Genomic DNA, 20449 nt, shown 5'->3' with positions numbered 1-20449 from the left:
GCAACGCGTTACGACAAGCTTGCCAGAAACTTCTTATCTGCGGTCGCCTTGGCTACCCTCGTCGCGTTCTGGCTATGATTGAGTCTGAACCCTAGCATTGGCCTTCTCGGATGATTCCTGCGCAACCCACAGCTCCAGCGTGGTCGCCGACGATTTTTGGCTCTCACAAGCGACAGAGCAGACGTGAACGAACGATAAGCAGCGCGTTGCTGTCGGGCGAAGTGAGAAATTGACCGCCGGGACAGCGACCCATGGCCATCCCAGTTTGGAGCATCCACACTAGCGGTAACATTTTGCTTGAGGCAATGCGGGGTCAATTCTTCGATTCGCTTGACAGTTGCAGCCGGCCGCCTTGGGATCGACTGGGTCGGCGCGCCTCAGAGAGCTTTACGTCCGAAACCAACCACTCGGCCACGATCAGCTCATGAGGCGCGCGCGAAACAACGTGCAGCCGTCCGTCAGGCGCGACCTGGAGATATCCCGGAATCCAGCCTCGGTCATCCAGGCTTGATACTGACCTTCAGTGTACGATTCACCGTGGCGATAGAGGTTCAAGAAGGTGAGATTCAGAAAGACACCCTCAGGCGGGCCGAGGCGATCGTCATCAACGACATCCCATCCCGCAATTGCTATCTCGCCTCCTGGTGTCAGGCAACGCCCCGCGTTGAGGATCGAACTGCGTGCCTGGTCCGGCGGAAGGACTTGGACGACGGCCTTCAGGATTGCTAGATCGTGCCGACCGATTGATGGCGCAACAGTTATGTCACCCGCTTCGACAACTACGTCATTGGCACCGTATTCTGACAGGATTACTTGCGCGACCGCTGCGACCGTCGGGAGTTCCATCAGGGTCGCCGCAATCTGCGGCCGCCGCTCGCGAAGTCCGACGAGAATGGTCCCGGGACCCCCGCCGATGTCGATCACCGAACTGATCTGCAGGCCGAGCGCTAGAGCAAACACGTAGACCAAACTGCCGGTTGCAACGCTCATGATCGCTCTGATCATCACATGCCGGCGCAGCTTAATCGAGGTGCGTCCGCCCCCCACGATCAGGACGACATGGGATTGCCGTTGCTGGCCTGTGGGCCGAACACTTCAACATGCGCTGGATCGTGGCGGCAATTCAGGGTCTGTCGGCCCGGCTGAATACGATCGGCTTCAGGGACTCTACGAACTGGCGACAGCCTGGCTGGAGACGCGGCGTCTCCGCGATGAGTGATCGGCCGATCCGACCGAACCCCCAGGCCACGACAGACGCGAACACAATGAAGACCAGCAGCACCACCATCACGACAATGGCGAGCGCCAGAAGTTGCGGCAGGCGCGTCTGAAGCCGCTTTTGAAGCGGCCAGACTATCGCGATGATGAATAAGGCGGCTGCAACGGGCGCAACGACTGCGTCTGCGAAATAGAGCACAGCCAGCACGAGAATTGCGCAGATGATGCCCAACAGTACCGGAACCCAGCTGGCCTTCATGGCAATTCAGAATCTCCAAATCATCGGCACTATGAACACCGCTACGACAAAGAACCAGAGCAGTAGCGGCAGACCGAGCTTCCAGTAGTCACCGAAAGCGTAGCCGCCGCGACCGCCGTGCTCATGAGCACTGGGCGGGGAGAGATTCCCATGGTTGTCGCAGCTGCCACCCCGATCGGGATGACGATGAGAGCGGTCGCGGTATTGCTGATGAGCTGCCCCATTATGGCAGTCAGTACAAACAGGCCCGCGAGTAGAGCTACGGGACCGGCGTCGCCGATGAGCGAGACAAGATGCTCGGCCATTAGTTTCGCGGCGCCCGTCTCGATCATGGCGGTAGAGAGTGGCATCATTGCACCCACAAGGATCACCGTCGTCCAGTCAATGGCTCGATAGGATTGTTCGACGCTCATGATCCCCGACAAGACGATCGCTCCGGCAGCGAGTAGGCCCGCGATCGCTGGCGGGGTGATGCCGGTGGCCAGGAGCACAACCATCGCGGCTAGAATGACAACCGCCTGGTCGGCACCTGGCCCCATCGGCACTGCCTGACGCCGCACAAGTTCAGGCGAATTGACGACCAGGACATCCGGATCCTGGAGGCGGTGGTCGAGAGCTTTCCATGTTCCCTGCAAGAGCATCGTGTCACCGGCCTGCAACACGATGCCTCCAGCATCTCGTGTCGCGTTGGTGGCGGCAACCTCCGCGCCGGCGCGCTGCACCGCAAGGACGATCAGGTCGCCGTTCTCAGTGACCATCCCAGGGAAAACGTTCTGACTGATAAGGCCGGAGCGCGGCGGGATCACCACCTCTGCGAGGCCTGAACTGCGATTGAACAGGGTGCCTTCTCCGTGACCGGGCGCCGCCGCCTCGCTGAATGCGAGGTGTTTATTCGACGCGAAAGCGGCGGCCGACTCGGCGTCGCCCCGCAGCAGCAGATGATCCCCCTCGGCGATGATAGGCCTGCGCATTGGGCTGGCCGTTTCACCCTCCTGAACAGCGACGAGGCGCAGTTCGGGATAGGTTGCCAACTCGATCGCAGATGCGGGCATGCCGATGAAGGGCGAACTTGCGCGCACGCGCATCTGGTAGACGCCGCTGGCAAGGCCATACTGCTCGACGAGCGTCTTCGCATGGCGGCTGAAATCCGCAGGCATGGTCGCGCCATTGCGTTCAGGCAAGAGCCGCTTTCCAAACAATATAATGATCGCCATCGTTCCCGCCAGCAGCGGTAAGCCAACAAGCGCGAATTCGAAGAAGCCGAAGCCGCCCACGCCAGCGTCGCTGCTTGCATTCGAGACCAAGACGTTCACTGGCGAACCCGTCAGAGCGAGCTTCGAACCGGCATGCGCGGAAAAAACGAGCGAGAGGAGCAACTGTGCTGAGTTTCGCTTCAAGCGGACAGCGATGACGACCACAACTGGCAGGAGCGCGGCGACGGCACCATTGACGCTGATCAACGCTGTAAGGAGCGCGACCATGCTCATCGTCAGCATCAGCAGGCGAGTGCGGCTCTCTTCGCCCGCGCCACGGATCAGAAGCTGACCAGCCCAAGCGGTGACGCCGGTCAGGTCGCGTCCCGCGCTGACAATGAAAAGAGAGGCTATGAAGCGGGGTCACCGAAGCCCCCGAGCGCCTGGTCAATCGTCAAGACGCCGGTTCCCCACAGCGCCACAGCAGTTGCCATCGCAACAACGACGACGGGCAGCTTGTTCCAGACAAACAGGACGACGATGGCCGCGATGATTGTGGCAGTGTAGGCAATGGGGCTCAATCGCTTGGTTCCTCCCTGGCTCTTCTCGATCCACCAAAAATCATCACCGTCGTCCGACCCAACTGCCGCCGAGCCGCGACATGACTGCTATTCCTCCAGTGTCGCCATAAGCAAGCCGAGGCGGCAGCCCTTCTCGTATTCGGCAAGGTTCACATATTCCTTGATTGTATGGATCTCGGCTTGGCCCGCACCGATGGTGACGGTGGGAATGCCATGTTTGTCGAGCCAATTTGCATCGAGCCCGCCATTGGAGAAGAGGCAATTGGCCTCGATGCCCATCATCTCCAAAGCCTTGATGGCGCGCTTCACGACCGGGCTGGTCTCTGCTAGTTTGAACGGCGGATAGGCTGTCTGGTGATTGAATGCCACTTCTCCCGTGCGCCCTTCATAGTCCTGGACCTGTCCTTTTGCTCTCGCCGGTATAGCCTTGAGCGGCCGGAATGCTGGGAGATGATCGAGACTCTGTTCCGGCATCGTCTGACAAAGCGTTTATCGCGTCGGGCTCAGAGGCGGATTGGCTGATAAAGGAATGTAGCAAGACAGTAGATTTCGAACGGACTTTTGGGCGTTCGGCGGCACAATGCCCTGACTTCCGCCCCGTTGGCGGCGGAGGATGCTATCGCCCGCCTTCTCAACGGCCCAGTCGACAGACTGGGCGATGGCTCACGTCCCACCACCCACATCCGAGCAACACGACCTGGGCAGCTTCGTGCGTTTCCTTATGCTTGGCGGCGAAGATGGATGACTGCCCACGAGAAAACGTCCGGATCGGCGGCGCTTGGATCACCAGCGTCTCGTCCCTCTGGCGGTATGATTCAGCGAACGGTCAGTTGCCCGGGATCAGACTGACCGGGCAGCCGGATTATGTGCCGGCAGGCAAGGGAACATTTGGCGCCTCGGCCTGCGACCCGCTCTTGTCCTCGTTTACACACGGGCGTGGAACCGCGCGCGATGCGGTTTTAATGAGTACTTTCACGAGTCCTGCAGATTCTCCATGGCCTGAACTGCTGTTGGATACCCTTTCGGACCCAACCCGGCGATGACTGCGGTCGCGACTTTCGACACGAAGGAGTTGTGATAATAAGCCTCGCGTTTGTGGATGTTGGAGATATGAAGCTCGATGATCGGGCCGGGAAACATCTTCAGCGCGTCGAGGATCGCAATGGAGGTGAAGGTGAAGGCGGCCGGGTTGATGATGATGCCCGCACCCTCGTCGATCGCCTCGTGGATCCAGTTGATGATCTCGCCTTCGATGTTCGACTGGTGGAAGCGCAGCGGCCTTTCGCCGGCTGCCTGACGGCACATTGCCTCGACCTCGGCCAGCGTCGTCGTGCCGTAGATTTCCGGCTCGCGCTTGCCGAGGCGATTGAGGTTCGGCCCGTTGATCACGAAGATCGGCTTGGTCATGAGTTGCTCCGGTTGTATCGATGGGTTTGGCGAGGGAGGCCGTTGCCGGCCTCCCTCGGGACCTCAGCCGGCGTAACCGGCCATGCGCGGCAGCCACAGCACGAGGTCCGGAATGAAGGTGATCAGCCCGAGGCACACCACCATCCAGAACAGGAATGGCAGGCAGTCGCGGATAATATCCTTGATCGGTGCGCCCGAAATATTGGTCATGATGAAGAGCAGCAGGCCATAAGGCGGCGTCACCAGCCCGAGCATGATGTTGACCACCACCATCACCCCGAAATGCACCATGTCGATGCCGAGTGCCTGGGCGGTCGGAATGAAAACCGGTACAATGATGAGCAGGATCGCCGTGCCCTCAAGCACGCAGCCCAGCAACAGCAGGATGACGTTGACCAGAAGCAGGAACTGGATTGGCGACAGATCCCAGGCTGTCAGGATGACGCGCAGGCTGTCGGGAATGTTCTCGACCGTCACGACATAGTTGAAGACGAGCGAACCGGCAATCAGCATGCCGATGGAAGCGCTGGTCTTGGTGCTGACCAGCAGCGCGTTGTAGCCTTCGCGAAACGTCAGGCTTCGATAGAAAACGACCGAGATGACAAGCGCGTAGAAGGCTGCGAGGGCGGCGGCTTCGGTAGGCGTGGTGATGCCTGTGTAGATGCAGCCAAGCAACAGGATCGGCATGAACAGAGCCGGCAGTGCGCGCCATGTGATGAGCGGGATGTCGCGCATCGGTACCGCTTCCTCGACCGGGAAATTGTTGCGCCGCGCGGTCCAGGCAACCTGTCCCATTTGCATGAACGACATCAGAAGACCCGGCACGACGCCGGCGAGGAACAGGTATCCGATGGATGCGTCCGACACGAGCGCATAGATCACCAGCGGGATGGATGGCGGAATGATCGGGCCGACCACCGCCGTTACCGCCGTAAGTGCTGCCGCATAGCTGGGCGTATAGCGGCCTTCGCGCGTCATCATGTTCTGCATCATGCGCCCGCTGCCGGCGGCGTCGGCAATGGCCGAGCCCGACATGCCGGCAAAGATGATGCTCTGCACGATATTGACCTGGGCAAGGCCGCCGCGAAAGCGGCCGACAAGCACGTTGCAGAAGCGCAGAAGCCGCTCGGTCATCGAGCCGCTGTTCATGATTTCAGCCGCCAGAATGAACAGCGGCACTGCGAGGATGACGTAATTCGAATACATACCGTTCAGGAACTGCTCGGCAGCGGTGCCCATGTCGAGACCGGCCATGTAGAGGTAGAGGATCGAGCCGGAAATCATCGCCAGCCCGATCGGCAGGCCGAGGAAGGCGAGAATGGTGATGACGACGATGGATATGGAAAAAGGACTGGTAAGGTTCATACGCCTGAACTCGCCTTGGTTGGGTCGAACGCTTCAGGAGCGTGTCCGCGAATGGCCTGCCAGCCGATCCAGAGATAGCGGATGATCATCGCAACAGCGAAAACGACGTAGATCGAATAGAGATAGTCGAAGCGGATTTTCAGATAGGCCGTGTGCTCCACCTTCATGAAGCCGACATAGTCGATGACGGCGGGAAGCGAGACGCCGAAGAGCACGATGAGCGCTGCGGCCGTGATGATCGCCATGATCCGGCGCGTGTTGTCGCCGACCGCACCGTAGATGAGATCGAAGCGGATTTCCTCGCGTTCGCGCACGACGAAGGCGCTGCCGAACAGTACCAGCCATATCCACAAGACGACGCTGATCTCATGCGTCCAGCCGATAGAGAGGTTGAGCACATAGCGGAATACGATCTGCAGCATGAAGGCCGCGAACATGACGGCGAGCATCGCCGATGCGATATTTTCAGCGCGCGCCCGCAGCCATTCGAAAGTGCCGGTAGAAAACAATCTGGCCACGAGGCCCCCCTTTCCAGAATTCTGCGTCCCACGCCTGCAGCCGTCGTCGTGCCGAAGCACTGCCCGCCCCGCACGCTACGGGGCGGGCAGCGAGCAGTCTCTAAAGCGCGTTGATCTTCTCGACCATGCCTTCCGGCCAGCTCTTGGCCAGATCGGACTCGAGATACATTTTCTGCGCATTGCTGCGGAAGGCATCGATATCCGGCGTGTAGATGTCGAGGCCTTTTTCCTTGAATGACGCAAGCAGCGTCTCTTCCTGCTTGATATGCTCGGCAGCGCTCCAGTCGATGGCCTTGTCGGCCGCGGCCTGGAATTTGGCCTGCTGTTCGGGCGACATTTCTTTCCAGACCTTGTCCGAGACTACGAGCAGGTCGAAGCCAACGAGATGCGAGGTCAGCACGATCTGCGACATCACTTCGTAGAACTTCATGTTCTGAACGTTGGGAAGCGGATTGTCCTGGCCGTCGATCGCGCCCGTCTGCAGGCCCGTATAGACTTCCGCATAGGCCATCGGCGTCGGATTTGCGCCGAGTGACCGTCCCAGAAACTGCCAGGCATCGCCCCCCGGCATGCGCAGCTTGATGCCGGCCATGTCAGCCGGCGTGTTGATCTTCTTCTTCGGGACGAGGCCGACCTGACGCGCGCCGAAATAGGTAGGCCCCAAAACATGCAGCCCAAGCTGGTCCAGCACCATCTTCTTCATCTCGGTGCCGAGCTCGCTGGCAAAGAAGGTCTTCAGATGAGCCGCATCGCGGAACAGATAGGCCGAAGTCAGGATGGACCATGCCGGAACCTGGTTCGCGACATCCTGCGGCGCGATGTTGCCCATTTCAAGGTTGCCGCGCTGGAGTGCTACGAGTTCGGTGCCTTGCTTGAACAGCGTGCCGCCGTAGTAGCCCTCAAAGGTAAAGTCGCCGCCGATCTCGTCGGCGAATGTCTTCATCATGTTGGCGCGGATGTCCTGCTCGGAAAACACCGCCGAAAAGCGCAGTTTCGGCTTGTCCTGGGCGGACGCCGGGAAGGCGGCCGCAGTGGTGAGAAGGCCGGTTCCAATCAGGAATTGGCGGCGTGTAGCTTTCATGTTCATGCTTTCCTCCCAGTTGCAATCACGTTGATTTTTGCAGGCACTACAGTTTGTTGATCCGCTCCAGCATGCCTTCCGGCCAGTCTTTGGAGAGCGGCGATTCCAGATATTTCTTGTTCGAGTAAGCGCGGAACGCCTCAACATCAGGCGTGTAGACATCGAGGCCCGCAGTTTTGAAGAACTCGATGAGTTCGCTCTCCTGCTTGACATATTCGGCGTCGCTGGATGCGAAGGCGGCGTTAGCGGCCTCCTGCATCGTCTTCTGCTGTTCCCGCGTCAGCGAATCGAACAGCTTGGCGTTGATGAGAAGCAAGCCGAAGCCGACATTGTGCCCGGTCAGCACGATCTGGTTCGTCACCTCGTAGAACTTCATCAGCTTGTCGTTGGGAAGCGGATTGTCCTGCGCGTCGATGGCTCCCGTCTGAAGGCCGGTATAGACCTCGGCATAGTCCATCGCAGTCGGGTTGGCGCCGATGGATTCGCCGAGGAACTGCCAGGACTCGCCACCCGGCATGCGCAGCTTCACACCGGCGAGATCTGCCGGGACGTTGATTTTCTTGTCGCCGCGCAGATTAACGTGCCGCGTGCCGTAATAGGCTGGCGCCAGCACCACCACGCCCATCTCTTCGCGCGCCATCTTCTTGAGTTCCTCACCGACATCGCTGTCGAAGATCGCCTTCATGTGCTGTGCATCGCGCACGAGATAGGCGGCGGACAGGATGCTGAAGGCTGGAACCTGCTTGGCAAAGTCCGAAGGCGGCATCAGTGCCATTTCGAGATTGCCGCGCTGCACGGCCACGATTTCCGTGCCCTGCTTGTAGAGCGTGCTGCCGAAATAGGGCTCGAACTTGAACCCGTCGCCAAGCTGCTTGGCGAAGATGTCAACCAATGCGACCGAGCGCGGCGCATCGGCGGTGGTGGAATCGGCAAAGCGCAGTTTCATCGGCTCGGCGGCAGCCGACGCGGTCAAAAGACCGAGACAGGCCGCGCCGGCGATCAGCGCTCTTCTGGTGATAGTTGCAGGCATTCGTATTCCCCTCCCAAACAGTCGAATTATCCGAAGCGATTCTCCGGCAGTCCCTGGCCGACGCCTTCGATCGCGAACAATGATCCCGCCAACGGTTCCGCCGCCCGCTGCTCGGACGACAGGAATTTCGTGGCGCTGGTGACGTAAAGTGTTTTCAGGTCCTTGCCGCCGAAGCAGAGGCAGGTCGGATTGGTGACCGGAAGCGCGATCTGGCGATCGATCGCGCCGTCCGGCCGGTAGCGAACGATGCGGCCGCCGGCGAAGAATGCGGTCCAGAGGCAGCCGTCGACGTCGATGCAGGCGCCATCGGGCCGGTCGCCTGTTGCAGAGTAGTCGGCAAAGACGCGACGGTTGGTAATCGCGCCATCATCCAGATCGAGGTCGAAGGCCCAGCTCACATGACGGCGCGTGTCGGTGAAATAGAGCGTCGTGCCATCCGGTGAAAAGGCGATGCCGTTGCTGACGATAATATCGCCGGCCATTCTCGTCGCAGTGCCGTCGGGATCGACCCGGTAGAGGCCGCCATTCGGTCGATGAAGCTGATTGTCCATCGTGCCGATCCAGAGCCGCCCGCGCGGATCTACGCGACCGTCATTGAGGCGATTGTCGACGCCCTGTTCCACAATGGCAAAGGATGTCGCCGTTGCAGTCTCGGTATCGAACAGCTGTAGCTCGAGATCGATGGCGACCATCCGCGAACCGGACACGGTCAGCGCCTGCGACCCGAGATAGGTTCCGGGCATCTCGACGGCTTGATGCGTGCCGGTGGCAGGATCGAAGGACTGCAGCCTGGGCTGCTCGATATCGACCCACCAGATCTTCTGCGTGCGCTCGCACCACAGCGGCGTCTCGCCGAGCTGGTCGTGGTTTTGCACCACGCATTCGATGTGGCTCGTATGGGCGGAGGCGTTCATGCGGCTGCCTCGAAATGCCCGACCATCGCGGCGCGGTCGGGTGCCACGCCGGTGAACAGTTCGAAGGCGCGCACGGCCTGATAGACCGCCATGCCGGTACCCGCCAGCGTGCGGCAGCCAAGCGCGCGGGCACGGCGCAGCAATTCGGTTTCCTGCGGGAAGTAGATGATTTCCGCGACCCAATGACGGGCCGAAAGCAGGTTCGCGGGAAAAGGCATTCCCGGATATTTCGCCATGCCCACCGGCGTGGTGTTGACGATGCCAGAGGCGCGCGAAAGGCTGTGTTCGACATCCGCCGAAGCGTTAACGCGCTGGCCGAACCGCGCCGCCATCCGTGCCGAAAGGCGCTCTGCCCGTTCGCGGTCGCTGTCGATGATGGCGAGATCGGCAACGCCGAGCTCCATCAGTGCGTATGAAACCGCAGCCCCTGCGCCACCCGCTCCGAACTGGACGACGCTGTCCAGCGGGCATGCCGTCATCGTGTCGCGAAAGCTTTCGGCAAAACCCCAGCAGTCGGTGTTGTGGCCCGTCCGCGCGCCGTCCTTCAGCACGACGGTGTTGACGGCGCCGATCGCCGAGGCTTCGTCGGCGAGACCGGTGAGATGGGGGATGATGGTCTGCTTGAAGGGATGTGTGACATTGAACCCCGCGAAGCCCAGCCGTTCCAATCCCTCGACAACATCGCCCAGTGCTGAATCCGGCAGGCCGAGCTTGTCGAAATCGACAAGCGCATATCTGTAGCGCATGCCGAGCCGTGCGCCTTCACGCTCATGCATGACCGGCGAGCGGGAAGACTGGATGCCGCGCCCGATCAGGCCAATCACGATCGCTGCTTGCCCGGCATCGAGGCGCTCGGCCTGATGTGCGGTCAATGGGCGCAGCATGTCGATGATCCTGTCGCCAGAAACGTGCACTCAATCCCTCCCCAGAGCCAAACAGCCAAAGCGGCTGTCTGCCGCTCTTGTGTTTGACCGAGCGCCGCCGGTAAATGGCTTCGCTTGATTTTGAGCACAATGTACGATCTGGTTAGTTTAGTCAATTGCCGATCCGGCAGGCGGCGGGATGGATGACGACATGAGCATGGAAAGCGGCAAAAGGCGGCGCAAGGCGGACGGGTCTCCGACCCGCGTGCAGGACCCGGAGGGCACGAAACGCAACATATTGGAGATCGCCTCGGAGGAGTTCGCGCTGAACGGGCTTTCCGGCGCCCGGGTCGATGAGATCGCGGCCCGCACCCGCTCCAGCAAGCGGATGATCTATTATTATTTCGGCGACAAGGACGGCCTCTATCTCAGCGCGCTCGAAAACGCTTACCGGCTCGTGCGCGAAGGGGAAGCCAAGCTGGACATAGAAGGGCTGCCGCCGATCGCAGCGCTCAGCCGCCTTGTGGAATTCACCTTCGACCACCATCACCACCACGAGGAATTCATTCGCATGGTGATGATCGAGAACATCCATCACGGGCAGTATCTCGATCGTTCCGAGGCGATTCGCGATTTGAACGTGACGGCAATCGATCACATCGCCCGCATCTATGCGCGGGGCGTCAAGGAGGGGGTCTTTCGCGAAGGCATCGATCCTGTCGAGCTGCATTGGCAAGTGAGCGCGCTCTGCTTCTTTAACGTTTCGAACCGGGCCACCTTCTCGAAGATTTTCGGCCGCGACTTCGGCTCGCAAGACCAGCTTGAGAGGCTGCGCCGCAATTCCGTCGAGATGGTCGTCCGTTTCGCGACGCGCAGCGAAAACCTCGTGGAGTGATGGCGGCTCGGCTGGTTTTGCATCGTCCCCTAAGGATCTTGTGATGAAGGCCTGTCGCGGCCTCGGCTTCGAGCCAGCCAAGTCCGGCATGTGCAACGGTTATCGTGGGCCGTGATGCTATGCGCGCGTTGACGCCCCACCAGAATGACGATTGAAGCGTTCCTGACAGAACGACTTCTCAGGTGAGACGGCTCAGCTAACCAGGGTTGGCAGGCCGTCGAAGGAGATTTTCAAAGAAAAAGGCCGGACTGGTAAGTCCCGCCAAGCATGAAGGTTTAATACCTCCAGAGGGGAACGCGTCAGACGAATGGGAGGAGACATCCGACGCAATGTGCATATGGGTCAGCTTAGGTGACCTTGCAATGACTTTGCAGTGGACCAGCTTTTCGGTTTTCGCCGATTTCTACTTGGCGGAGATTAGATGCAGGGCAGATTTCCCGCTCCTCACGGCTATCACGGATAGCTTGCGGTCGAACGTCGCGAGTTGGCCCCCACGCCGCTTGGCAAGCGTGAGCAGATAGGTATCGGTGACCTGTGCTGACGTCAGAATCTTCGCTGCATCTACGTCATCTGAGCCGACCAAGCTAACATCATCGAACCAGAAATTGTGGCCGGGAAGCGCACGCAATTTGCTGACGATTTCTGCAACGAGTGCCGGTGAGCCAGGACTGTTGGGATATTTGGGATTGCCAACGATGCGAATGACGCCATTCTCGGTAATGGGACAGGTGGCCCAGGCAGCACTGCCGGTGGCTTTGAACCAGCCATGCGCATCGTCATGCGCGACATGGCCGGGATCAATCAGCGCGATCAGCACATTGACGTCGAGCAGAAACGTCACAGCAGATCGTCACGCAAGGCGTTGACAATCTCAAGCGTTACAGGCGGTGCATCTGGCCGGGGGGATAAAAGAGGAATGCCATTGCGTTCGCCGCCACTTTGAGGCCGGCGCAAAGAGCGTCGGGCGAGATCGGAGATTATCTCGCCAACGCTTCTGTCCTGTTGTCGGGCCATCGCCTTGGCTGCAACAAGGACGTCATCGTCAATCGCCAGTGTCGTCCGCATATTGGCCTCTTGGCACGCATCAATCATCACGCATCATATAGAGCAGAGAAGGTGAATTCTCAAGGAGACAGCGCCTCCAAACATCTTCGGTTCAGGTCGACCGCTTATCTTCGCAGTGCAAAATAGCAATTGTGCATTGCAATATTCGATGCGATCGCTATCATAAACTTATCGGCCATCTACTCCTCCCAGATGCGATGCCGGTGTTGAATGCGGTGCACCTCCTCCCGCACCGTTTTCGAAATCAAGCCCGCTGCCACCTCCTCCCGGCAGCGGGCTTTTTCGTTGCAGGAACGCTGCCTAGCACATATCAAATAGTGACTGCATTAAAGTGGCTGGCGCAGTCCTGTTTGCACCGGGCCTGAAAGTAGAAGACGACCGTCGTGCTAACCTTGTCAAAGTGGAATGAAACCATTCCTCTGTGTATCTTATGCGACTTTGGCCATAGGTCGGGGCAGAGCAAGCGCGAGCGTCACACCTTTACGGTTGCCTTGAGGAAACTACTTCAAAGTTGCGCCACAGGATCCGGCATTTTTCACCAGCCTTGTCCTCGCACATATTAAGCGCCTTTGCCTCTGCACCTTTGATGCTATTTGCTCCGAACTGCGCGACAACTCGTGATCCTGAAGGCGAAATGGCCAGCACCTTCTCGCTGTGCCGCCCGTAGTAGCGCTTTGCAACCGCGCGTTCTCTTTCTTTGAGCTTGAACTTTGCCAATGCCGCTTCCATTGGCGCCACGTCAAAGGTGCTCAGTCCGTGCTCTCTGAGAAATTGATCTGTCGCCGGCAGCCAGTTCATCACGCCCTCAATATGGGTCAAAAGGTAGTGGCCGTCCTTGCCGATCGAGCCAAACTGCTGGAGTTCGGCATCGCCGCCTGCTTGCGAATAAGCAGAGTGCATTTCTCGCACGAACTTTGGGCTGAACAGTTTATCGTTTTCGGCGTAAAGCCATAGAGTGGGGAGTTTCTGTTTACTCCCCAACCGTGCAAGCCATTTGACCAGATCAGCCTTGCGGCACGTTTTCGGTCCGGGCTTTTTGCCATCTTGAACCGTCGTCAGAATGCCACCGGAAAAATTGATGACGGCCTTTAGGCCCGAAACGTTGCGCGTTCCAAGATTAAGCGCAGCCATACCGCCGGCTGATAGTCCCATTGCGAGAATTCGCGTTGAATCGACATCGGGTCGACGCGCAATTGCCTTCAACGCCGCTTCAAGGTCGTCGGTATGCGCCTCTATCGAAGGCCCATAGTCCCGATTACGGCACTGGGGCCGCTTGTAAGGCGCGCCCACCACTTTTGACATGCCATACCCTCGGCGCAGGACCACGACCGCCAGCCAGCCTCGTCGCGCCCAATCGCGAGCGAGCACCCTGAAATTGACCGCTTTCATGCGCGCACGGACTTCGGTCTTGGGAGTTTCGCCATGAGTAAAGATCGCGATGGGAAGCGGTGCCGTTGTTCCGGCCTCCCTGGCAATGAAGGCTTCCAGCTTTGCTGCCTTTCCATAGATCTCTACGTCAAGCAAAGTGTTCTCTTGAATGAGATCAGCCTCCGCCGTCGCGATAGAACTGCCGACGGCCAATGCAAACACAGCCGCAACAGTTCGCGAGAATACCCTCAGCGGACTCCAACCGAAAACCACCCTTTTTGATAGATCCGAGCCTTTCCGTTGGATCTCAGGATGTGTGAGCGTCATATCTTGCCAACTTTCTTTAGGTCAGCGGCTGCCTCTATTTCGGCGACCTCTCTCTTTCAAGACGAACAGATGTTCCATGTTTCTGCATATCGGTCAAAAATCCGCCTAACCAAGAACGCTCGAAAATGGATAGCTTCCGAGGAGTTGAACTCGAAAAGCTAATACCGGATCATCAAGCGACAGGAAGATAGATTCGATCGCCTTCAAAGAGGAGCATCGGATCAGCGATGTGATCGAGGTTCAACACGACGGTCTCGGCTGTGTCCCGTTCAAAGTTCCGCGCGATACCGCCGAGCGTCTGGCCGGACTCTACCTCGATCCATTGGTATCCATTCAGCTCGAGTTCGGGATTGATCCGTCCACGCGATGTTCGGGCGCCTTCCAAATGCGGGAGGGTGTATTCGTCCACAACCCAACCCTGGTGACGACTTCCATCCGTTGCATAACCCTCAACGGGTACCCAGGAGCCCTCGGCATCGGCTATAGGCTGGCCCGTCTGCTGGACGAATGTATCCGGTTGCAGGATCGCGACTATTTCAGCATTCTGTTTCGGGAAGGCTCTGAGGTTCAGCCCTTCGTCCGCAGTAACGACAAGCTGCGAATATTCGCCAACATCTTCTTCTCTATCAGGCTCAGCTTCCATTTCGGGTTCCGGCGACAAGTCGACTGGGGCGGAGGGTTCTCCATTTTTTGGCGCCTCGTCATCGGGGTCCAGGTTCAAGGTGGTGTAGGCGAACACTCCCATGCCAATACCGAACGCTCCAAGCGCAATCCTATCCAGGAGAGCCCACCTTTTATCGGCCTTCGAGGCTGATGCGACATCTTTGTCGACCCTTGGTACGTCACGGCGATATGCGTTGTTCTTGCGGATCGCAGAGGCCAGAAACTCGGCACTACCGACGGTGAATATCGTTCCCGCGGTCGTCGCCAAAGGGGAGTCAAGGTTCTGCATCGTGTAGAGCGCTGAGCCACCCAGATAGGCTACGTTTCCAATGTAGTCGCCTGCAAAACCGAGGGTGGATCTCGCACCCATGGCGTCATACGTGGACTTGGTGCCAAAGATCGAGTTGCCGAGCGTGAACGAGCCGTTGACGGCGGGATCGATACCGTTGTCCAGAAAAGGCGCAGCCGAACCGGGAGATGTAGCAATGAACGAGATGCCGTTGGCTCCGTTCAGGAACCGACCCAGCTTGGTATGAGGGGCTGTTGCCTTAGGAAAAAGCGCCTGCGTGACGAACGCCGATCCCCGCCAGGCGAAACCAACGCCCGCTGCCGCCGCCAGCCAATCGGGCGGCAGTGCGTTCCATAGCATGTAGGACGAACCGCCCATCGGATTGAAGATCTCTGCCGCGCTTTGCAACTCCCTGGCCCGCGCGGATTGCAGCACCAGATCCACCGTTGCCTTCTGGTCGGGCGTCATGTGGTGCCCATGCGTTTTGCGGAACGCCAGCAGTTGCTGCACCGTCAGCGAGTCCCATTGTCCAGACATCCAGGTGAATTGCTCTGGCGTGAACCTGCGGAATTTCCCGGGACTGACCAGCCCCATCTCGACACCCGGAACTGCGCTGATCTGCGGTTCGGCGAGTGACTCGACCTCGGAAAGAGTCAAGCCTTCCAACTGCTCGCGGGTGCGCGGCTCGATTTTTTCTGCTTTCGACCACCGGATTTGACTGGGGTCCGGCGCAGGGTCAGTCCTCATCGCCAGATGCTCCGGCCCATGGGTCAGATTTTCCTGCAACGCTTTGTCGGTAGCGGGATCGATCGGTCCTGGTTTCTCGCCGGATGTGTCTTCGCTGGAACGAAGCGCGGCAGGTATTGCCGGCGCGTTTGGATCGCGCGGCAGCTCAGACCCTTCGGGATGAAATGCTGCGCTCAGGTTTTTCGGTGCATTTCGACTACCTTCAGGTGAACCGACCTCCGTTCCATACGGGGGTGTGCGCTGTGTCGAGCTTGCGGGATCGCTGCCATTGTCTTTAACCGCAGTCGCCGACGGACTCGCATCGAGCGGCGGGGTCAGAATTTCCGTGTGAGGCTCATAACGTATCGTTCCATCTGCATTGCGCCCTTCACGCACATGCCAATGCAACTCGACGCTTGTGCCCTTGTCCTCGAAGAAGAAAACTTCCTCGAGCCCAACCTTGCCGGCTGTCTTCTCCTCGATCTGTGCAGCGATCGTGAGCTGACCGCTATTGTTTTCTGCAACATGTGCTGGAAAAACCACCATCTGGTGTACGCGGTGCCCGTTTGCCGACATGTGTTCATGCCGGTTGTTGAGCTGCGGCAGCAGAGAACTCTTTTGGGACTTGCCGTACCTGTCGTAGTTCTTCACCTCCAGGGCGTAAAGTTCATTGAAAAACAATTTGAAATGCCCATCAGGATGAGCGTGCGCGGTTTTCATCGGCTCGTAGTCAATCAGCTTCCCCTTCAGGAAGCGGGCCTCACCTTGCATTTCGGGTATAGCCCAGCCGAACACTTCCACGACTCGCTTTTCAAACGTTGTATCCTCGGCCTGTTGCGAAACGATCTTCGCCTTTTTGTATACCTCCTTTAGAGCTTCCTCCGTCTCTTTGGCCTGACGCAACTTCAAAGACAGCTCAGGGTCCGTCTCACCTTTCTTTTGAAGCTTGTTCACTTGCCGCTGCAGCCTGATGACGGCCCTTTCAGCGTTTTTCCAATTCTGCTCGGCTGTCTCAAACGCCCGTTGTGCGTCGTCGACGCTGGTGACGGCCGGCGTCTCCCCCGTATTGTCAATCGAATGAACTTTCATCGGATCGACAACGCGCGAGCCCTGGTCTGACACCTCGGCATCCGGCTTGGCACCAACCGAACGCCATGCCTTCGCCTCAGGATCGAACTCTCCGCGTGCCCTCGTTCCCGATGCATCGATAAGTTCGGTGGGGTCGCCCATCTGCGGTGCGGCGGCATCGACTTCCAATGTGGATCGGGTCGAACTGAAGTCCGACCCATTGCGCGCGGCGGAAGAACCAAATGGCTGGCTGGCCCGAAGACCCCGGGCACCGGCGGCGGTGCCGTAGATGCCGGTGCCCAATCCGACAATCGCATTGGCGAGATCGAGCCCCGACATATCGGCTGTGCCACGGCTATAGGCGGCAAGCTGGTCAACAGTATCTCCAATCAGGACCGCGCCACCGCCTACCGCCGCCGCATCCATACCCCAGGCTGCCTTGACAGGTATGCCATTAAGACCCTGCATTACACTGGACAATTCCGATTGCATGGGAAGCATGCGGCCGTATCGTCCGAAGCTTCCCAACCCCGTGTCGGACACACGCGTGATGCCCAGGCCACCGGCGAAAGCCTTGACGCCAGACATGCCGTCGGCTCCGCTGAGGGCAAAGCCACGCAGGCCGCTGGCCATCATTGGCAATGCTGTCGTTGCGATCGAGAGCAAATTCACGATCGACTCGCGATCGCCCCAAGACCCGCCATTATCGAGATGGTCCACCTGCGCTATCGCAGCTTTCGTCCCAAAATATGCGCCACCCGCAACCGCAATCGGCGCCGCTACCGGCGTCAGGACTGGAATGAAAGACGCAATGCTCGCGATGGCCGTTCCACCGGCAATGATTGGGTCCACCACCCTGTCCCACCCCGAAATATGGAGTGCCTGCACCGCCTCGTACTCGATTGAATCGTCAGCGCCCTTGCCCGTGTCCAGTCCCTTCGGCATCACAATAATGCCGTTCTCGCTGAACTGGACGTTATCGTCGAGGAACTCTTCCTTGCTGTCGAAAATCTTGCCGGTGAGATCGACATAATGCGTTTCCCCGTCGCGGTTGGTTACTTCGAACAATCCGGTCGGCATCTGGACCCCGGCTTCGAAATAGCCCATCGCAATCGGGCGTATGGTCAGATCGCCGGCGTGATCTGGGTCATCTCCGTTGATCTGCGGGCTTCTCAGGATCTGCGTCACAACCTTCTCGATGTCGACATTCGCACCGCCCGGGCCCATAGCGGCAACCATGGTCTCGACCATGTCTCGAACCCGATCATCGTCCCGTCCTGTGATCGGGCTACCGAGCCGATCCTGAAGGTTCTGGATTTCGGCGCTGTTGTTCTGTGCATGGGATTTGGCGTACTCGAACTGCACATCGCTTAGCTCTTGCGGCAGGTCGCGTTTGTGCAGCGGCACAGTCAGCATATATTTGTCGTGAAGATAGCCCTCATCGTTGACAAGTTTGCCGCGCTGGCCCGACAGATCCTCGATCTGGGTTTGCGTAGCATCGATAGATTGCTGGTAGGGAGACGTAGAAGGCTCAAGGTCCGGATTTGAGTTCGCCCACTGGTCCTGAAGGCCTTTGAGGTATTGGGCCTCCCCGCGCAGAAACTCGAGGTCGGCATCTGCCTTGGTGATAGCGCCGTCGGTATAGTCGACACGCGCCTGCATTGCCCCATCGTTTGCCTGGTTATATGCACGCCAGGCTTTGTACCAGGCGCGGTATAAATCCGCGGCCTTGCCCTCGGATTGGAAGATTGCCGGCTCTCCCTGCTTCAGCGTATCTTCAAAACCATTCCAGAGTAGCTTGTCCACTTCAGCTTCGCTCGTATAACCGCCGGGAAGCATCCCGTCTCGTTCATACTGAGCTCTCGTCTCCGGGCTAACGTTGCCCCACAGAAACTCTTTCTTGTATGCGTTGAATGCCTTCTGAAGATCCGCTCCTTCCTGCTGACGGGTTGCATCCTTTGTTCGCAAGTTCTTTTCAGCGTCGAGGAGCGTCAGGTTGGCGTCCACAGCGTCCGCATAGCTATCAACACGTCCGGCATAGTCGAGAGCCTGCCCGAGGATGGCCTTAGCGCTGTTGTGAGCTTCAATTCCAGGTGCTGACCGCTCGACGAGATCATAGGCAGCAGCGACAAGTCGATCGGCTTCAGCCTCCTGCATTGCCGCCGTGAAAGAATCCGCCTTGCCGCCTGCGATCTTCACATCCAGTCCGGCATCCTTCTGTTCGGCACGAAGACCCGATATGGCGTCAGGATCCCGCTTTTGTGCCTGGGCGATCAGATCTTGCGAGGATTCGATCTGCGAGTTTGCCAGACCCGCCGACTTCGCAACTTCGTTTTGAAAGTAGCCCAAAGCGCCCGATACCTCGGTCTCCGCGACCTCTCCGGTCTGAGGATCGGTGGCCGGCACATTGAAGGTCGAACGCTCGTCAATCACCGTGCGCGTCGCCGCATCGTGCTGATAATCATAAGATTCGATCACCATCACATTGGTGGACGGATCTGCGATGCGTGTGGTCTCAACATCACCGTTGCCCGGCGTGGGCTCCACCTTGTCGATCCATATCCCCGCGGCTTCGAGTATCTTGAGCACTTCGGCAGAGGTCATTCCCTGCGCCTTCGCCACCTGCTCGACCGTGGCGCCATCTTCGAAGATCGCTTTCCTGGCTACGTCCGCATCGCTACCGTCGGATTTGACCGTGACCGTATGGCCGTCCTTCGTAATCTCGACAGTCGTGCGCGTGCCATCTTCGATCGTAACCGTCTCGCCGGGATAAATCAGATCAGGGTCGCGCGGATCCCGAAACAGCCCCGGATTGCTTTCCTGAAGATCTTCGAGGCCTATGCCGTGATCGGCAGCGATTACGCTCAGATTGTCGCCGGGCTGGACCTCATAGTCGATCGGGGCACCTTCATTGATCGGCTCGGTGATCGTCTTGGTTTCGACACCGTCGGTGTCAATAACGCTCTCGGTGACCTTGCCCTCGGCGTCTTTGGTCCGGTTTACCTCGGCGCCGGTTTCGTCAGTCGTGCGCGATGTCTGCGTGCCCTCCTCGAAATTCTTGTAGTAGCCGGAAACGGCCTCACCGGTTTGCCGGTCGATAATTTCCGTCGACTGTGTCTCCCGGTTCTTGTTGACGTCGGTCGTCAATTGAAGTCCGCTAGAGGCAAGCCGGGCGTCAAGCTCGGCTGGGGTGAGACCCAATTCCTTCGCAATCTCAGCGCGGCTCTTCCCTGCCGCTACGCCATTGGTGACGTCTTCGACAAAGGAGCTGTTTCGGGGCGCCGGCGCACTGGGCGACCCGTTCGTGTTGGGCTTGTTGGCGTTGACTGTGCCATCCCACGCTTTCTGCGCCGCTTTCAATTTGGCGACGTCGGCTTTCGGACCGAAATATGTGCCATTGCCGTATTTTACGCTGCCGGCTAAATCGACGAAGTGAACCATTCTCAAGGACCCATCCGGTTCGTTGCGACATGTTCTCGATCGATCTCACACAGGCAGGCGCCACGCGCTGCGTGATGTGGTCAACGCCGCATTGGCCTCCGGCATGACTCGCGACAACGCCGCGGCCAGAAAGCGCTTCCGATCACTCCCCAAAGACTGACAGAAGGAACAAGAAGGC

At 58.8% G+C, this 20449-nt stretch carries 15 protein-coding genes and 2 pseudogenes; 2 read left to right on the top strand and 15 right to left on the bottom strand.

Annotated features, from left to right (window positions below):
- Positions 1 to 78: pseudogene (locus BM413_RS32875) on the top strand (IS5/IS1182 family transposase); the annotation flags it as partial.
- A gap of 339 nt (positions 79 to 417) precedes the next feature.
- Here the strand turns inward: BM413_RS32875 and BM413_RS30545 are convergent.
- From BM413_RS30545 to BM413_RS30495, 11 genes and pseudogenes are all read right to left on the bottom strand, one after another.
- Positions 418 to 990, bottom strand: a complete 573-nt coding sequence (locus tag BM413_RS30545; protein WP_244538120.1) for a methyltransferase — start codon at positions 988 to 990, stop codon at positions 418 to 420.
- A gap of 133 nt (positions 991 to 1123) precedes the next feature.
- Complete coding sequence (locus tag BM413_RS30540; RefSeq protein ID WP_091918604.1) at positions 1124 to 1477, bottom strand: AI-2E family transporter; 354 nt, start codon at positions 1475 to 1477, stop codon at positions 1124 to 1126.
- Positions 1478 to 1483: 6 nt separating this feature from the next.
- Positions 1484 to 3251: pseudogene (locus tag BM413_RS30535) on the bottom strand (SLC13 family permease).
- Positions 3252 to 3338: 87 nt separating this feature from the next.
- A complete protein-coding gene (locus tag BM413_RS30530; protein ID WP_348272955.1) occupies positions 3339 to 3620 on the bottom strand; it encodes a M20/M25/M40 family metallo-hydrolase in 282 nt (93 codons plus the stop codon).
- Between the two features lie 603 nt (positions 3621 to 4223).
- Positions 4224 to 4658 carry a type II 3-dehydroquinate dehydratase gene (locus BM413_RS30525; RefSeq protein ID WP_091918602.1) on the bottom strand — a complete coding sequence of 145 codons (435 nt, stop codon included), beginning with the start codon at positions 4656 to 4658 and terminating at the stop codon, positions 4224 to 4226.
- 63 nt (positions 4659 to 4721) lie between these two features.
- A complete protein-coding gene (locus tag BM413_RS30520; RefSeq protein WP_091918601.1) occupies positions 4722 to 6023 on the bottom strand; it encodes a TRAP transporter large permease in 1302 nt (433 codons plus the stop codon).
- Positions 6020 to 6472 (bottom strand): TRAP transporter small permease, encoded by a 453-nt coding sequence (locus tag BM413_RS30515; protein ID WP_091918611.1) that lies wholly within the window; start codon positions 6470 to 6472, stop codon positions 6020 to 6022. Before BM413_RS30515 ends, BM413_RS30520 begins: the two co-directional genes overlap by 4 nt.
- A 169-nt stretch (positions 6473 to 6641) precedes the next feature.
- Positions 6642 to 7628, bottom strand: a complete 987-nt coding sequence (locus tag BM413_RS30510; protein ID WP_091918600.1) for a sialic acid TRAP transporter substrate-binding protein SiaP — start codon at positions 7626 to 7628, stop codon at positions 6642 to 6644.
- 40 nt (positions 7629 to 7668) lie between these two features.
- A complete protein-coding gene (locus tag BM413_RS30505) occupies positions 7669 to 8652 on the bottom strand; it encodes a sialic acid TRAP transporter substrate-binding protein SiaP (protein WP_091918599.1) in 984 nt (327 codons plus the stop codon).
- Between the two features lie 26 nt (positions 8653 to 8678).
- Positions 8679 to 9566 carry an SMP-30/gluconolactonase/LRE family protein gene (locus BM413_RS30500; RefSeq protein ID WP_091918598.1) on the bottom strand — a complete coding sequence of 296 codons (888 nt, stop codon included), beginning with the start codon at positions 9564 to 9566 and terminating at the stop codon, positions 8679 to 8681.
- Complete coding sequence (locus BM413_RS30495) at positions 9563 to 10480, bottom strand: shikimate dehydrogenase (RefSeq protein WP_244538119.1); 918 nt, start codon at positions 10478 to 10480, stop codon at positions 9563 to 9565. Before BM413_RS30495 ends, BM413_RS30500 begins: the two co-directional genes overlap by 4 nt.
- 166 nt (positions 10481 to 10646) lie before the next feature.
- Here BM413_RS30495 and BM413_RS30490 point away from each other — a divergent pair, with 166 nt between their 5' ends.
- The gene (locus BM413_RS30490; protein ID WP_091918609.1) at positions 10647 to 11324 is read left to right on the top strand and encodes a TetR/AcrR family transcriptional regulator; all 678 of its coding nucleotides are present in this window, start codon (positions 10647 to 10649) and stop codon (positions 11322 to 11324) included.
- 403 nt (positions 11325 to 11727) lie between these two features.
- Here the strand turns inward: BM413_RS30490 and BM413_RS30485 are convergent, their stop codons facing one another.
- From BM413_RS30485 to BM413_RS30470, 4 genes are all read right to left on the bottom strand, one after another.
- On the bottom strand, positions 11728 to 12165 hold the full coding sequence (locus BM413_RS30485; protein ID WP_091918597.1) for a TA system VapC family ribonuclease toxin: 438 nt from the start codon (positions 12163 to 12165) through the stop codon (positions 11728 to 11730).
- Positions 12162 to 12389 carry a ribbon-helix-helix domain-containing protein gene (locus tag BM413_RS30480; RefSeq protein WP_091918608.1) on the bottom strand — a complete coding sequence of 76 codons (228 nt, stop codon included), beginning with the start codon at positions 12387 to 12389 and terminating at the stop codon, positions 12162 to 12164. Before BM413_RS30480 ends, BM413_RS30485 begins: the two co-directional genes overlap by 4 nt.
- 480 nt (positions 12390 to 12869) lie before the next feature.
- Positions 12870 to 14084, bottom strand: coding sequence for a dienelactone hydrolase family protein (locus BM413_RS30475; RefSeq protein WP_091918596.1), 1215 nt, complete (start codon positions 14082 to 14084; stop codon positions 12870 to 12872).
- A gap of 172 nt (positions 14085 to 14256) precedes the next feature.
- Positions 14257 to 20271: a LysM peptidoglycan-binding domain-containing protein gene (locus BM413_RS30470; RefSeq protein WP_091918595.1), complete on the bottom strand. Its 6015-nt coding sequence runs from the start codon at positions 20269 to 20271 to the stop codon at positions 14257 to 14259.
- Between the last annotated feature and the right edge of the window lie 178 nt (positions 20272 to 20449).

Source organism: Mesorhizobium sp. YR577 (assembly GCF_900116595.1).
Lineage (GTDB): Bacteria > Pseudomonadota > Alphaproteobacteria > Rhizobiales > Rhizobiaceae > Mesorhizobium_M.
The sequence above is the reverse complement of the archived record's forward strand: the minus strand, read 5'-3'. Positions and strand labels throughout refer to the sequence as shown.

Bases quoted from the DNA above. Each gene is read 5' to 3' on its own strand.
- BM413_RS30505 (WP_091918599.1), bottom strand. From the start codon at position 8,652: ATGCCTGCAACTATCACCAGAAGAGCGCTGATCGCCGGCGCGGCCTGT.
- BM413_RS30520 (WP_091918601.1), bottom strand. From the start codon at position 6,023: ATGAACCTTACCAGTCCTTTTTCCATATCCATCGTCGTCATCACCATT.
- BM413_RS30490 (WP_091918609.1), top strand. From the start codon at position 10,647: ATGGAAAGCGGCAAAAGGCGGCGCAAGGCGGACGGGTCTCCGACCCGC.
- BM413_RS30525 (WP_091918602.1), bottom strand. From the start codon at position 4,658: ATGACCAAGCCGATCTTCGTGATCAACGGGCCGAACCTCAATCGCCTC.
- BM413_RS30480 (WP_091918608.1), bottom strand. From the start codon at position 12,389: ATGCGGACGACACTGGCGATTGACGATGACGTCCTTGTTGCAGCCAAG.
- BM413_RS30470 (WP_091918595.1), bottom strand. From the start codon at position 20,271: ATGGTTCACTTCGTCGATTTAGCCGGCAGCGTAAAATACGGCAATGGC.
- BM413_RS30545 (WP_244538120.1), bottom strand. From the start codon at position 990: ATGAGCGTTGCAACCGGCAGTTTGGTCTACGTGTTTGCTCTAGCGCTC.
- BM413_RS30540 (WP_091918604.1), bottom strand. From the start codon at position 1,477: ATGAAGGCCAGCTGGGTTCCGGTACTGTTGGGCATCATCTGCGCAATT.
- BM413_RS30500 (WP_091918598.1), bottom strand. From the start codon at position 9,566: ATGAACGCCTCCGCCCATACGAGCCACATCGAATGCGTGGTGCAAAAC.
- BM413_RS30510 (WP_091918600.1), bottom strand. From the start codon at position 7,628: ATGAACATGAAAGCTACACGCCGCCAATTCCTGATTGGAACCGGCCTT.
- BM413_RS30515 (WP_091918611.1), bottom strand. From the start codon at position 6,472: ATGCTCGCCGTCATGTTCGCGGCCTTCATGCTGCAGATCGTATTCCGC.
- BM413_RS30475 (WP_091918596.1), bottom strand. From the start codon at position 14,084: ATGACGCTCACACATCCTGAGATCCAACGGAAAGGCTCGGATCTATCA.